The organism is Provencibacterium massiliense (assembly GCF_900169495.1).
GTDB classification, from domain to species: domain Bacteria; phylum Bacillota; class Clostridia; order Oscillospirales; family Ruminococcaceae; genus Harryflintia; species Harryflintia acetispora.
The window spans coordinates 503,855-517,061 of record NZ_FWCH01000012.1; the positions used below are offsets into that span (position 1 = coordinate 503,855).

The following is a 13,207-nucleotide window of genomic DNA, read 5'->3' on the forward strand; positions in this document are numbered from 1 at the left end:
CAAATGGCAAAAGCGATTATGATCCAGGGCACGGCCAGCAACGCGGGCAAGAGCCTGATTGCAGCGGGGCTCTGCCGGATTTTGCGGCAGGACGGCTACCGCGTCGCCCCCTTCAAGTCCCAGAACATGGCGCTCAACTCCTTTATCACCCGCGAGGGCCTGGAGATGGGCCGCGCCCAGGTGGTGCAGGCCGAGGCGGCCGGGATCGAGCCGGACGTTGCGATGAACCCGATCCTGTTAAAACCCCAGAGCGACACCGGCTCACAGGTGATTGTGGACGGCGAGGTGTGGGGCGTCATGCCGGCGCAGGAGTACTACCGCCGCAAGACAGAGCTCGTGCCGCACATCAAGCGCGCCTATGAAAAGCTCGAGGCCGAGTACGATGTCATCGTCCTCGAAGGGGCGGGCAGCCCGGCGGAAATCAACCTGCGCGAGCACGACATCGTCAACATGGGGATGGCCAAAATGGCCGGGGCCCCGGTGCTGCTCTGCGGAGACATCGACCGCGGCGGGGTGTTCGCCTCGCTCTACGGGACGCTGCTCCTGCTAAAGGAGGATGAGCGCAGCCTTGTCAAGGGGTTGCTGATCAACAAATTCCGGGGCGACCGGGCGATCCTGGAGCCGGGGCTGCGCATGCTCGAAGCGCGCGCCGGGGTGCCGGTGCAGGGGGTGATCCCCTATTTGCAGGTGGACATCGACGACGAGGACAGCCTCTCCGAGCGTTTTTCGCGGGGGAAAGCCGGTGCGATCGACATCGCCGTAATTAGGCTGCCGCGCATCTCGAACTTCACCGATTTTAATCTCCTGTCCAGCCTGCCCGGGGTTTCGGTGCGCTACCTTTCCTCGCCGCGGGAGTTCGGGAGCCCGGACATCCTCTTTTTGCCGGGGAGCAAGAACACCATGGACGACCTGCTCTGGCTGCGCCAGTGCGGGCTGGAGGCACAAATCAAGAAGTACGCGGCAGCGGGCGGGATCGTCTTCGGCATCTGCGGCGGGTACCAGATGCTCGGCCAAACACTGCGCGACCCGCAGGGGATTGAGCACGGCGGCGCCCTCGCGGGGATGGGCCTGCTTCCGGTGGAGACCGTCTTCACCGGGGAGAAGACCCGCACCCGCGCGTCCGGACGGTTTTTGCCGCTGCCCGGCGCGCTGGCTGATCTCGGCGGCAAGGAAGTCGAGGGCTACGAAATCCACATGGGGGAAACCACTCTCCTTGCGGATGGGGCGCTCTGCGAGATTTCCCTGCTGGGACAGGAGCAGAAAAAGCCGGACGGCTGCTGCCGGGGAAACGTCTACGGCAGCTACCTGCACGGGATTTTTGACAGCGCCCAGGCGATCGAGGCGCTGATCGGCTGCCTGTGTGCGCGTAAGGGATTGCAGGCGGGGGACTTTGCGGACTTCGACCCGCAGCGCTACCGCCAACAGCAGTACGACCTGCTTGCACAGGAGATCCGGGAAAATGTAAGGATGGACGAAATCTACCGGATCATCGAGGCGGGGATCTGACTAAACGCTTCCTTCGGCGGCAAGAATACCACCGAAAGGAAGGATGATACCTATGGAGAAAAACTTTACCAACGCCCCCGAAATCCCGATGGGACTGGGCATGGCCCTGGCACAGAACATCGAGGCGATGAACTTCTTCGCCTCGCTGACCCCCGCGCAAAAGCAGGCGGTTATCAACTATACCCACACCATTTCCTCCAAGGAGGAGATGCAGGCCTATGTCGATTCCCTGCCCAAGGGCGGCATGTTGAGCTGAAAAATTTCTATACACGGCCCCGGGCAGGGCCGTGTGCATAGACAGGAGTGCTGACGGATTGTGGACATCAAACTGGAGCATGTAGCCCCCGGCGACATCGAGCGGCGCAGCTTTGAAATCATTGAGCGGGAGGCCGGGCCCCGGCTGCCGCAGGGGATCGAGCGTTCGGTGGTACAGCGCGTCATCCACACCACGGCGGACTTCGACTACGCCGAAAACCTCGTCTTTTCGAGGGAAGCCGTCGAGCGGGGGATCGCTGCGCTGCGAAGCGGCGCATCCATCGTGACCGATACCCAGATGGCAAAGGCGGGGGTTAACAAGCAGGCCCTCGCGCGCTGCGGGGGGGAGGTCTTCTGCTTCATGAGCGACCCGGACATCCGGGAGGCGGCGGGGCGGGCGGGCACCACCCGCGCGAGCGCCTGCATGGACAAGGCGGCGGGGCTTTGCCGCCCGCTGATCTTTGCCATCGGCAATGCCCCCACCGCCCTGGTCAGGCTCTGCGAGCTGATCGGGGAGGGTAAGGTGCGCCCCGAGCTGGTCATTGGGGTGCCGGTCGGGTTTGTCAACGTGGTCCAGTCCAAGGAGCTGCTGCTCTCGCTCCCGGTGCCGCAGATCGTCGCGCGCGGGCGCAAGGGGGGCAGCAACGTGGCGGCCGCCATCTGCAACGCGCTGCTCTATCAGGCAAGGGAGCGCCCATGACCCGGGTCAGAGCCATCCGCTGCGGGACGGTGAACTGCTGCCTGCTCCTGGGCGGGCGGGGCTCGGTGCCGGTGGACACCGGCCTGCCGGGGAGTCTGCACAAGCTGGAAAGGCTGCTGGCCGGGGACGCGCTCATGAGCTTTCTGTCGCCGGTGAGGATATACCCCGGGGATGCACTTAAATAAAAAGGACCGGGAGGGGGATATCCCCCTCCCGGTCCTTTTACGACCAAGCGTTAAGCGAAGCTATTCTTCCTCCCAGTCCTTTGCCCGGCTGACCGCCTTGCTCCAGCCGCGCATGAGCCGCTGCCGGGTTTCGGCGGGCATGCCGGGGGTGTAGACCCGCTCGGGAGCCCATTGGGCGCGGATTTCTTCGAGGTCCTTCCAGAAGCCGACCGCCAGCCCGGCGAGATATGAGGCCCCCAGGGCGGTGGTCTCCCGCACCTTCGGGCGGCAGACGGGCCTGTCCAGAATGTCGGATTGGAACTGCATGAGCAGGTTGTTGACGCTCGCCCCGCCGTCGACGCGCAGCTCGCGCACTGCGATCCCGGTGTCCGCCTCGATGGCGTCGAGCACGTCCTTGGACTGGTAGGCGATCGACTCGAGCGCCGCGCGCACGATGTGGTCCCGCCCGGCCCCGCGGGTCAGCCCGAAAATCGCCCCGCGCGCGTACATATCCCAGTGCGGCGCGCCCAGCCCCGTGAAGGCCGGGACGATGTAGACCCCGCCGTTGTCCCTGACCTTGCCGCCGAAGTATTCCGAATCGGCCGAATCGGTGATCAGCCTCAGCTCGTCGCGTAGCCACTGGATCACCGCGCCCCCGACGAAGACGCTGCCCTCCACCGCGTACTGCACCTCGCCCGAGACGCTGGCGGCGATGGTGGAAACCAGCCCGTGCCGGCTTTGGCAGGGCTTATGCCCCGTGTTCATCAATAGGAAGCAGCCGGTGCCGTAGGTGTTTTTACATTCCCCTTCCTCGAAGCAGGTCTGACCGAACAGGGCGGCCTGCTGGTCCCCGGCGATCCCGGCGATGGGGATTTCCACACCCGAGATGTTCACCGTGCCGTAGACCTCGCTCGAGGGGCGCACCTCGGGCAAGATACAGGCGGGGATGTCCAAAACGTCGAGCAGCCGCCGGTCCCAGCAGAGCTTGTTGATGTCGTAGAGCATGGTGCGCGAGGCGTTGGTGTAGTCGGTGATATGTACCTTGCCGCCGGTGAGCTTGTAGATCAGCCAGCTGTCCACCGTGCCGAAGAGCAGCTCGCCCTGGCGCGCCTTTTCCCGCGCGCCGGGGACGTTGTCGAGAATCCATTTGATCTTGGTGGCGGAGAAATAGGCGTCGATCACCAGGCCGGTGGTCTCCTGCACATAACCGCCGAGGCCCTGCGCTTTCAGCTCCTCGCAGATCGCCGCGGTGCGCCGGCACTGCCAGACGATGGCGTTATAGACCGGGCGCCCGGTTTTGCGGTCCCACAGGATGGTGGTCTCGCGCTGGTTGGTGATCCCGATGGCGGCAATCTCCTGCGGCTCGATCCCGCTGCCGGCGAGCACCTCCATGAGCACCCCGTATTGGGAGGCGTAGATCTCCATCGGGTCGTGCTCGACGTATCCGGCCTTGGGATAGAGCTGCATGAATTCCTTCTGGGCGACCCCGACGATATGCTGCTGCTTATCGAAGACGATTGCCCGCGAGCTGGTAGTGCCCTGGTCCAGGGCAACGACATATTTTTTCAAAGCCCTTCCTCCCACAAATCAATTGCATAATAGCCAATTTATAGCCATTATACAATAAAATCCGGCCTGTTGAAAGCAAATTCGCGCTTCCTGTGATATAATAAAAGACATTTAGGGGGGAAATTTGGATGCCACGATACGACATTTTGCTGCTGGATGCGGACGGGACCTTGTTCGACTTCGAGCGCGCCGAGCGGGAGGCGCTGTTTGCCGCGCTGCGTGCAAGGGGGATTGTGCCCGGGGAACGGCACCTCGCCGCCTACCGGGAGATCAACGAGGGGCTCTGGCGGCGCTTCGAGCGCGGGGAGCTGCAAAAAGAGGAGCTGCTGCGGCTACGCTTCTCCCTCTATTTTGAAGAGATGGGGATCGGCGAAGAGCCGCGGCGCTTTAATGAAGAGTATCTCGATGAGCTCAAAAAGGGGGCGTTCCTGCTGCCGGGCGCGCAGGAGCTCTGCGAGCGGCTGCATGGCTGCTGCCGCCTGTGCCTTGCCACCAACGGGGTGTCCTGGGTGCAGCGCGGGCGCCTGAGGCGCTCGTCCATCGCCCCCTTTATCCACGACCTCTTCGTTTCAGAGGACCTGGGCGCGCAAAAGCCCCAGGCCGCCTATTTTGACAGGGTGTTTGCGAGGCTCGGCCGCCCGCCGCGCGAGCGGGTGATCATATTGGGAGATTCGCTGACCTCGGACATGAGGGGCGGGGTGGATTATGGCATCGCCACCTGCTGGCTGAATTTTGGGAGGCACCGGGCCCCGGGACTGCCGGTGACTTACCAGATCCATGCGATTGAGGAATTCGTCCCCATTGTGCTGGATGCTAAAAGTCAAGAGAAATTTGCATAAGTCAAGAAAAAACGGCAATCAGCACAAATAAAAAGTGCCCTTATTGGGCGATTTCACAACAAAACAACATGGCAAGCCAGCCGGATGGGGTCAAGCCCATTCGGCTGGCTTGCTTTATGCGCCGTCAAGCGGACAGGAGCTCTTTCTCAAAGAGCATGGCCGCCGATTTCCACCCCAGCAGCTTGCGGGGGTAGTTGTTCACCCACCTCTCTGCCGCCCTCACCTCCTCCGGCTTTACGGTGTCAAAGCTGGTGCCCTTGGGGAAAAACCGTCTAATCAGTCTGTTCATGTTCTCATTGGACCCCCGCTCAAAGGCGCTGTATGGGTGGCAGAAAAACACAATGGTCCGCTTGCCCTTGCGCCGGTGGGCGGCCTCGATGCCCTCGAAGTCTTGAAACTCACAGCCGTTGTCCACCGTGATGGATTTGAACAGCTTATAAAACAGCTTGCCAAAACGGCGCTCCAGGCTGTTGATGGCCTTGACCACGCTGGCCGCCGTGTGGTCCTCCAGGAGCATCACAATGCCCATGCGGGTCCGGCGCTCTGTGAGGACCAGCAGGGCTTTTTTGGAGCCCTTGCACCCCATGATGCTGTCCATCTCCCAATGGCCGAAACTGCCCCGGCTCTTGACCTCCTGGGGGCGGTTTTCAATGCTCTTGCCGTAGGAGCTCCGGGCAGCCTGCCGCTTGCTCTTGGCGGCGTAGTGGCGGCGGCCCTTGTTGTGCAGGTGCTCCGGGGTGAGGTGGAGGAACACATCTCCACGGTAGATGTAATTATAGAGCGTGTTCTCACATATCACGGTGTCATAGACTTCCCCGTTGTTTCGGATTTCCGCAAGGGCGGCTCCGGGGGCAAAGCCCTGGACCATGACCAGCTCCTCCAGCCGCCGGGCCAGGGCGTGGTCCTTACCAATCTTGAGGTCCCTGCCTTTGTCCTTGAGAAAGTCCCTATATTTCCGCTCCGCCACCTCCGGGCAGTAAACCTCAATAAACTCATATTCGGAGGTCTGCTGGACACAGAGGCCCCGGTTGATTTCATAGTAGATGGACCGCTCACATTTGCCCAGAGCGCTGGCAATGGCGGCCTTGGTAAATCCTTTTTTGAGCATCCGCTCCAGGGTCAAGCGTTGGTCCCAGGTGAAATGCTTGGCGTCCTTGTGGTTCATGCTGCACCTCCAGAAATAAGAAAAGCGGGGCGTTTCCGCCCCGCTCCGATCTGCCGTTTATGCCGCCGTGTACTGCTCCAGCAGCTTGACCGTTTCCTCATCCGTCAAGATGTCCCCCAGCTTGCAGTCAAGGGCAAGACAGAGTTTCAAGAGCGTGGCCAGCTTGGCTCCGTTGAGGTCCTTGGCTCCCTGCTCATAATACTGGAGCATCCGCACATTGAGCCCGGCGGCGCTGGCCAGTTGGGATTGGGAGAGCCCGGCGGCCAGGCGGGCGTTTTGCAGTTTGCTGTTTTTCTTGGCGTCCATCGTGCTCACCTCCGTTGTGCTTATAATATACACCTTTTGGTGTAGTATGTCAAGAAAAAATTTGAGGCCCGGATTGTTCCGGGCCTCTGTTTATTCATCGGCCTTGTGTTGCCTCAGCCGGTCCGCCAGCTCTGCAAGGATGGCCACATCCCGCTCATCCAGGCCGGTCACATTCACGGTGTTCAAGGGCTCCACGCCCAGCAGGTAGTCCGTAGACACAGAGAACAGCCGGGCCAGGTCCACCAGGGATGCCGGGGACGGTGTAGAAAGTCCCTGCTCCCAGGAGTTGACGCCGTTCCTGGTTATACTCAGCCGCCGGGCAAGGTCTGCTTGGGTCCAGCCCCGTGCCTGCCGGAGTTCTTTTATTCGTTCTGCTATCACCAGCATCACCTCCACAATGTAAATTATAGTGTGCCCGTTTGACTTGTCATTGTCACTTAAGGCTCCAACACTTGACACAATGGCGGTGAAACCGTACAATGGAGATGCAAAGGAGGCGGTGCCATTGTTCACGGAGGATGAAAAGCGTTTCCTTGATGCGCTTGAGGCCGCCCTGGTGGCGGCCAGAAAGAGCCCGGCGGTGAATATCACCCGCATGGCAGACAAGGCGCTTTCCGTGCGTTCTCGACACGGCTATTTAGGTAAAATCAAGTTGCAGGGCCGGAAAACATGGATGCAGTACATGACCAGTCTTTACAACGCAGAGGTGGCGGAAAACCGCCCACTTGAGGAATACATCCAGCTCCTCAAGTATTGGGTGCGGGCCGCTTGAACAGGAGGGCATTGAGATGTTTGGCAGAAAGAAAAAGGACCTCCCGGCGGGGGCCCGCATGATGCACTATGAGGGCTTGCGGGGCTTTTCCCAGGACGGCCCCTGTTTCATGGAGCGGACGGAGGCGGGACTGGTGTTCCGGCAGACAAACGGCCCGGCGGCCACCCTCCCGCTGGAAAAGGTGACAGGCCTGGAGATGATGCCGGAGCGCAATTTCATGGCCCGGTATCACGGCACGGCGGCCACCACGGCCTATGGCAAGGCGGTCAAATGGTTTGCCGTGTTCCACTACACCACCCAGGAGGGAGAGCGGATGTTGGCGCTCTGGTACACAGAGCCCAAAACCGGCAACGCCCTCCGGGAGCTGGCTGCCCAGATCGGAGCGGCCACCCAGGACTACACCCTGTAAAAGAGTATAAAAAAAAGAGCCGGAGAGGTGTGACCCTCTCCGGCTCTCTTGCGTCATTCGGTCTTTTTCTGGTCAAGCTGGGCAATGGCCTCTTTCAGTTTATCAAAGCCAAACATTGCGGCATAGGCCACGAAAAAGCCCAGGACCACAGCGCCCACCACCGTGTACCAGACGATGGCCACGCCCTTGATTTCACAGTAGGCGAAAAAGGCCGCCAGGGTGAGGGCCATGGCGATGAGCACCGCCAGGATGTTGGTGGGCAGCTTGTCCCAGGTGAGCTTTTTGAGCACCTGCACCACAATGTTGGTGACAATCACCAGGACGCCCACGATGCTGAGAATAACGGACCAGTCAAAAATGCTTTCCATGATTTTATCCTCCCTTTTCTATGTTACCCCACCAGGGTGAGGTCCTTGCTGTTGACGGCGGTAGTCACCACGCCATTCTGGCCGATGACCACCCGGTCACCGTCCACCTGGATGACGGTGTAGGTGTTGGTGTAGACGAAAGAGGTCAGGCCGCCGCCGGTGTAGGTCTTGGCCCCCTTGTTGACCTTGACCTTGGAGCCCACGGTGATGCCGCCCTCCACCTGGATGTCAGCGGCGTCCACCCAGCCGTAGACGGTGGAGCCGCCGCCGGGCACCTTGATGAGGTGGTAGGGGTGCTTGGCGTTCCCGGCCATGGCGGTGACCTTGGCCTTGCCAGGCTTGCAGGCGGAGCCGTTGAGGGCGTTGGAGCTCACATAATGCTTGTTGCCGGTAAAGGTCACGGTGTCGCCCACACAGGCCCCCACGGTGCCCTCAGAGGGCTTGCTGGGCTGGGTGGTGCCCTGGGACCCGCCGCCGGTAGAGGCTCCGGTGTAGTCCACATAGGGCAGCTTGCCGTGCTTGGTCCACCGGCGGGTGTTGTAGCCCGCCTTGGAGCCGATGTTGCCCACGGCGGTGATTTGCACCTTGTTCTCCCACTTGGGGCTGCACTCCACCGCCAGGCCGTCCCCAATGTAGATGCCGATATGCCCGGACATCCAGACGGCCTCACCGATGACCATATCATCCCAGCCAGTAGTGCTCACCCCGGTGCATTTGGTAATCATGGTATCAGCGCCGATGTCCGGCACCCCGTTGATGGCGTAGCCCGCCCCGCCGTAGGTCCGGGAGGCGTCCCCGTCCCAGCCCCAGAGGATGCCCTTGATGAGGCACACACAGTCAAAGCCGAAAACAGGCGGGCTCTGGTTGGCCGCCGCCTTAATCATGGCGGTGCGGGTGGCGTTCTTGTTGTAGGAGTGGTTGTTGCAGTAGCGGCTCACATTGGAGCCGGTGAGGGGGGCCCCAAAGCACCCCATCACATACAAGGTCTTGTAGTTCTTGGCGATGTCCACGGCCTTGTCCACAAAGGCCTTGGCGGTCATTTTACTCATTGAAAACGCTCCTTTACTCAGTCTTTCAGTACGATTTCCGCCACACGGACAGCGACATCCGCCCCGTACTTATCCGCAAACTGCTTGAGAAACCGCTGGGCATATTTGGCCCGGTTTTCATTTTTTGCTTTCCAGAAATAGAAACCGCCCCAGGCCCCGTTGGTTAAAAGGGAGGCCCCGGCCAGGCCAGCCAGGGCCGTGACATCAAAGCCCAGGTAATTGGTGACGATGGTGGCCACGCACAGCAGGACGGAAATGGTCACATGGGCCCAGAGCAGCTTTTTTGAGGTGTCTATTTTTCATGCCCTCCTCTCCAGTCCCGCCAGAGGATTTCTACCATGCCCAGCAGGGCAAGGAAAAACAGCCGCATGGCGGGCCTCAATAAATGGCCTTGACGCCCTGCTCGGTCAAAAAATCCTTTTGGGCATGTTTGACTTTGCGGGCGTATTCAAGGGCGGCGTGCATGTCCCCGTTGCAATGTGCATCCGGGATGCGCTGGACGGCCACGGCGGTGGCCTCAGCCAGCGCCAGGGCCGCCCTGGTGTTCTGTATCAGCAGGACCTCATTTTGCTCACGGGCGGCCTCCCGTGCGTCCTGGACGGCCTCCCGCTTGCTGATACGCCGCTGGAGCAGCCAAAGCCCCAGGGAGGTGATGGCCGTGGGGATGCCCAGCAGGGTGAGCAGGCCCCCCACGGAAAGCTCAATAACCATTGGCTCCGCCCTCCCTTACTCGCTGGCCTCGGTCCAGCCGTAGGTGCCGGGCTCCCAGACATTGCCGTCCAGGTCAGAGGTCCAATGCTTGCCGTTGTGGCTCACCTTGGCCCCGGCGGCATAGGCGTCATGGGCCCCCAAAGGCTGGGACCACTCCGGCCACTCCTCCGCCGGGTCGCTGGTGATGGACCAGAGGGAGGCGGCGTTGGGGGGCTCCCAGCCGGTCTGGGAGGTGTGGGCCTGCACACAGCGGTAGAGCTTGCCGCCATACTGCCGGAGCTGGCCCACCGTGTAGTTGATATTGGCCGCCCATTCCGCAAAGAGCAGGGATTGCTCAGAGGCGGTCACGGCGTCAATGGTCCCGGCCTCTGCCAGCACCACAAAGGCGATGGCGGTGGCGTCCCGCTGCTGTTCATAGAGCTGGGCCTCATGCAGAGCTTTGAGGCTGGTGGTCTTTTTCTTAACTGCCATTACTGAAAAGCACCTCCAATGCTGGTGATGTAGCCGCCAGTGTTGCTGGCCCCCCGGCCCACATTGACCTTGAAGTTAAAGGCAAAGCCGTTGGTGGCGGTCTGGTTGGTGAAAACATGGTTGTTGCCGTTCTTCACATCCTGGGTGGCGTCCTCCCAGACGGGCTCCGTGTCGTTGGCGTTGTTGGTCACCAGGACCTCCAGGTCAGCATCCGCCGGGATGGAGCCCAGCACATTGAGCACCATGACCGTGATGGCGTCATCGGCCTCCATGGGCTCCGAAAGGGTGATGGAGGCCTCATAGACGGCCTTGGTAAAGGTCACGGTGTAGGGGGTGCTGTCCGCCTTGGTGTCATTGGCCACCACCTTGATGGTGTGGGCCCCGTTGAGGACTTTCTGCCAGTTGGCGGCGGTGACACACTGGACCGTGTTGCTCTGCCCCAGGGTGGCGGTGTAGGTCCGCTTGAGTACATCGTCCAGGTACTCTTTCACCGTCACCGTGTCATTGTCGGCATCGGTCACGGTGTAGGTCAGGTCAAAGCCGTCCTCCTTGGTCCCCAGATCGGTGCCGGAGGTCGTGGAGCTGGTGATGACCGGGATGGCGTTGTTGTCCACCGTCCGGGTTTCGCTGGTCACATAGGTGCTGGTGGCATTGTAGCTGTCATAGGAGCGCACACGGTAGGCCACAGTGTTCCACCCGGCGGTGATGGTGTCGGTGTAGGCCAGGGCGGAGCCCTTATAGATTTGTGTCCAGGAGCCGCCGTCCACCTGCCGCTCCAGCTCATAGCCGCTGAGGTTGCCGTCACTGTCAGAGGCGGCGGTCCAGGAGATGGCCAGGTTGCTGCCGCCACGGACAACGGCGGGGACGGTCAGACTGCCGGGAGCGCCGGGGGCCCGGTTGTTGGTCACCGTCACCGTGCTGCTGGTTTTCCAGCCGCTCTCAAGTCCGGCAGCGTCATAGGCCTTGACCCGGTAGGCCACGGTGTTGGTGCCAAAGGCCACGGTGTTGGTGGTGCTGGTGGCGGTGCCCTGGTAGATTTGGGACCAGGAGCCGCCGTCCACCTGGCGCTCGACAATGTAGCCCTCAAGGTTGCCCTCTGCATCCGTGGAGGTGCCCCAGCTCACGGTGATGGTGCTGCCGCCGTTAATGCTGCTGGGGACGGAGATGCTGGCGGGCGTAGAGGGGGCGGTGTTCTGAAACACAGAGCCGTCATCGCTCACATAGAGGGAGGAGGGGAGAGTGAAAGCGGGGCGGGACCCGACGGAGTAGTAGCAGTTGCTGTCGTTGACATTGCCGCCGGAGTACAGATAGACGGCGTTGCCGGTGTTGTTCGTGTTCGGAGAGCGGGTCCATTGGGTGGTGGCGCTCCCGTTGCGGTAGGCAATCCGCAGGGTGGACGCAATGGGCAGGGCGGAGCCCTCCGTGTTGGCATAGGTGTGGGATTGCCCCAGCTCAGTGAGGGACAGGGCAAAGATGGCCCGCTCCAGGGTGCCCACCGTGTTGTTGCCGTTACCGGGGGTGTAGCGGATTTTGGTCGTACCGATGAGGGAGCGGATGTCGGCGTCCAGCATGTTTTTGTAGGTGCTGTTAAACCAGCTATCCAGGTCGCTGCTGGCGTAGGCGTTCACATTGCCGTTGTCCCACACCCGGTCATCATAGGTGTCCTTGCGGACCACCAGCGTCCTCCCGGCCCCGTTGAGGCTGCTTTCATAGTCGTGCTTGGCAACATAGAAGTCCACCAGCGTGCCGTTTTCTTTCAGCTTGATAATGCTGCCGGTGGACTTGTTGCCCAGGGTAGTTGTGGCCATTAGATTTCCTCCTTTAGAATGTTTTGCACACGGTCCCGCACCTGCTGGCGCAGGGACCAGGTGTTGCCGTGAGCGGCGTGGGCGTCCCAGGCCTGCCAGCTTTGCAGGATTTTCTCACGGGTCACAAGGCCTGCCGGATAGTCCTGCTCCCACCGGCGGAGCTTGGAGCGCATACGCTTGATGCTGCTGTGCCGCAGCTTGCGGATGACCTTGCCCTCCTCGGTCAGATAGGTGTGAAAGCCCAGAAAATCAATTCCGTTGCGGATGGGGAAAATCTGGGTTTTCTCATTGAGCTCCAGCCCCAGGCTGGCCATAAAGGCCCGGATTTCCTTGAGGCAGAATTGCAAATAATCTTTGTCCGGATGGATGAGGAAAAAGTCATCCATGTACCTGCCATACCAGCGGATGTGGAGCCTTTCCTTGACGAAGTGGTCAAACTCATCCAGGAACAGCAGGGCAAAAAGCTGGCTGGTCTGGTAGCCCAGCGGCAGGCCGTCCGTGCTGTCTATGTAGGTACACAGCAGGTCAAAAACGATGGGCTCAAGGTCCAGCTTTTTGAGCTTTTCCTTGAGCTTGTCGTGGTCAATGGACGCAAAGAAATGCCGCACATCTGCCTTGAGGACCCAGCCCTCCGCCGTGCGGTATTTGTTCCAGTATTCCGTGAAAAATCCACGCAGCCGGTCCAGGCCAAAGTGGAGCCCTTTGCCTTTCTGGGATGCGTAGTTATCCAGGATGAAACCGTTGGTGATGCGCTCATAGATGAGGTTGTCCACCAATGCGTGCTGGACCACTTTGTCAACAAAAGCCGGGGCTTGCACAAGCCTTTTCTTCGGCTCATAGACAAAAAACACCCGGAACAGCCCCGGTCTGTAAATCTTGGTTTGCAGGATGTAGACAAGGTTGACGATGTTGGCCAGCAAGTGGACCTCATAGTTGGCGGTGGCGGCTCTGGAGCGCTTGCCCCGTCTGGCCGCCAGGTAGGCTTTATAGAGCACCGAAAAGGTGCATATCTCAGAGAATTTCAGCACGGGTCTTTGCACCCCTGTAAACATGCGGGCGGCCCCCTGTCATCCCGGCGGGCCTCCCTCTCCTTGTGCGCCGTGTAGGTGCCGCAG

The 13,207-nt window shown here is 60.9% G+C and carries 18 protein-coding genes; 7 read left to right on the forward strand and 11 right to left on the reverse strand.

The features are described from left to right. The first annotated feature begins 3 nt into the window (after positions 1-3). From B5477_RS07455 to B5477_RS07470, 4 genes are read left to right on the forward strand one after another with little or no spacing between them, the layout of a single operon-like run. Complete coding sequence (locus B5477_RS07455; protein ID WP_079700422.1) at positions 4-1,506, forward strand: cobyric acid synthase; 1,503 nt, start codon at positions 4-6, stop codon at positions 1,504-1,506. 52 nt (positions 1,507-1,558) lie between these two features. After that, positions 1,559-1,762 carry a YdeI/OmpD-associated family protein gene (locus B5477_RS07460; RefSeq protein WP_079699087.1) on the forward strand — a complete coding sequence of 68 codons (204 nt, stop codon included), beginning with the start codon at positions 1,559-1,561 and terminating at the stop codon, positions 1,760-1,762. 57 nt (positions 1,763-1,819) lie between these two features. Continuing rightward, positions 1,820-2,461, forward strand: a complete 642-nt coding sequence (locus B5477_RS07465) for a precorrin-8X methylmutase (RefSeq protein ID WP_341456005.1) — start codon at positions 1,820-1,822, stop codon at positions 2,459-2,461. Continuing rightward, positions 2,458-2,646, forward strand: coding sequence for a hypothetical protein (locus B5477_RS07470; RefSeq protein ID WP_079699089.1), 189 nt, complete (start codon positions 2,458-2,460; stop codon positions 2,644-2,646). Before B5477_RS07465 ends, B5477_RS07470 begins: the two co-directional genes overlap by 4 nt. A 60-nt stretch (positions 2,647-2,706) precedes the next feature. Here B5477_RS07470 and glpK read toward each other — a convergent pair whose 3' ends face one another. Continuing rightward, positions 2,707-4,194, reverse strand: coding sequence for a glycerol kinase GlpK (glpK, locus tag B5477_RS07475; protein ID WP_079699090.1), 1,488 nt, complete (start codon positions 4,192-4,194; stop codon positions 2,707-2,709). A 128-nt stretch (positions 4,195-4,322) separates the two neighbouring features. Between glpK and B5477_RS07480 the strand changes: the two genes are divergently transcribed. Continuing rightward, positions 4,323-5,033, forward strand: a complete 711-nt coding sequence (locus B5477_RS07480; RefSeq protein WP_079699091.1) for a YjjG family noncanonical pyrimidine nucleotidase — start codon at positions 4,323-4,325, stop codon at positions 5,031-5,033. A gap of 124 nt (positions 5,034-5,157) precedes the next feature. Here B5477_RS07480 and B5477_RS07485 read toward each other — a convergent pair whose 3' ends face one another. From B5477_RS07485 to B5477_RS07495, 3 genes are all read right to left on the reverse strand, one after another. After that, complete coding sequence (locus tag B5477_RS07485) at positions 5,158-6,198, reverse strand: IS30 family transposase (RefSeq protein WP_079699092.1); 1,041 nt, start codon at positions 6,196-6,198, stop codon at positions 5,158-5,160. 57 nt (positions 6,199-6,255) lie between these two features. After that, positions 6,256-6,504, reverse strand: coding sequence for a helix-turn-helix domain-containing protein (locus B5477_RS07490; protein WP_079699093.1), 249 nt, complete (start codon positions 6,502-6,504; stop codon positions 6,256-6,258). A 90-nt stretch (positions 6,505-6,594) separates the two neighbouring features. Further along, the gene (locus B5477_RS07495) at positions 6,595-6,885 is read right to left on the reverse strand and encodes a helix-turn-helix domain-containing protein (RefSeq protein WP_079700423.1); all 291 of its coding nucleotides are present in this window, start codon (positions 6,883-6,885) and stop codon (positions 6,595-6,597) included. A gap of 124 nt (positions 6,886-7,009) precedes the next feature. On the opposite strand from B5477_RS07495, the gene B5477_RS07500 reads away from it, so the two are divergent. Further along, entirely contained in the window at positions 7,010-7,276 is a 267-nt protein-coding gene (locus tag B5477_RS07500) for a hypothetical protein (RefSeq protein ID WP_079699094.1), read from the forward strand. 16 nt (positions 7,277-7,292) lie between these two features. Further along, the gene (locus B5477_RS07505; RefSeq protein ID WP_079699095.1) at positions 7,293-7,685 is read left to right on the forward strand and encodes a hypothetical protein; all 393 of its coding nucleotides are present in this window, start codon (positions 7,293-7,295) and stop codon (positions 7,683-7,685) included. Positions 7,686-7,738: 53 nt separating this feature from the next. Here the strand turns inward: B5477_RS07505 and B5477_RS07510 are convergent, their stop codons facing one another. The 7 genes from B5477_RS07510 to B5477_RS07540 all read right to left on the reverse strand — a co-directional run bounded on the left by B5477_RS07510 (position 7,739) and on the right by B5477_RS07540 (position 13,120). Next, a complete protein-coding gene (locus B5477_RS07510; RefSeq protein ID WP_079699096.1) occupies positions 7,739-8,053 on the reverse strand; it encodes a hypothetical protein in 315 nt (104 codons plus the stop codon). Positions 8,054-8,076: 23 nt separating this feature from the next. Beyond that, a complete protein-coding gene (locus B5477_RS07515; protein ID WP_079699097.1) occupies positions 8,077-9,102 on the reverse strand; it encodes a hypothetical protein in 1,026 nt (341 codons plus the stop codon). Between the two features lie 17 nt (positions 9,103-9,119). Beyond that, positions 9,120-9,365: a hypothetical protein gene (locus B5477_RS07520; protein ID WP_079699098.1), complete on the reverse strand. Its 246-nt coding sequence runs from the start codon at positions 9,363-9,365 to the stop codon at positions 9,120-9,122. A 115-nt stretch (positions 9,366-9,480) separates the two neighbouring features. After that, positions 9,481-9,813, reverse strand: a complete 333-nt coding sequence (locus B5477_RS07525; protein WP_079699099.1) for a serine/threonine protein kinase — start codon at positions 9,811-9,813, stop codon at positions 9,481-9,483. A gap of 15 nt (positions 9,814-9,828) precedes the next feature. After that, on the reverse strand, positions 9,829-10,284 hold the full coding sequence (locus B5477_RS07530) for a carbohydrate-binding protein (protein WP_079699100.1): 456 nt from the start codon (positions 10,282-10,284) through the stop codon (positions 9,829-9,831). Next, positions 10,284-12,092 carry a DUF6273 domain-containing protein gene (locus B5477_RS07535; RefSeq protein WP_079699101.1) on the reverse strand — a complete coding sequence of 603 codons (1,809 nt, stop codon included), beginning with the start codon at positions 12,090-12,092 and terminating at the stop codon, positions 10,284-10,286. Before B5477_RS07535 ends, B5477_RS07530 begins: the two co-directional genes overlap by 1 nt. Continuing rightward, entirely contained in the window at positions 12,092-13,120 is a 1,029-nt protein-coding gene (locus B5477_RS07540) for a reverse transcriptase domain-containing protein (RefSeq protein ID WP_242942150.1), read from the reverse strand. The genes B5477_RS07535 and B5477_RS07540 overlap by 1 nt, the downstream gene beginning before the upstream one ends. Positions 13,121-13,207: the final 87 nt, after the last annotated feature.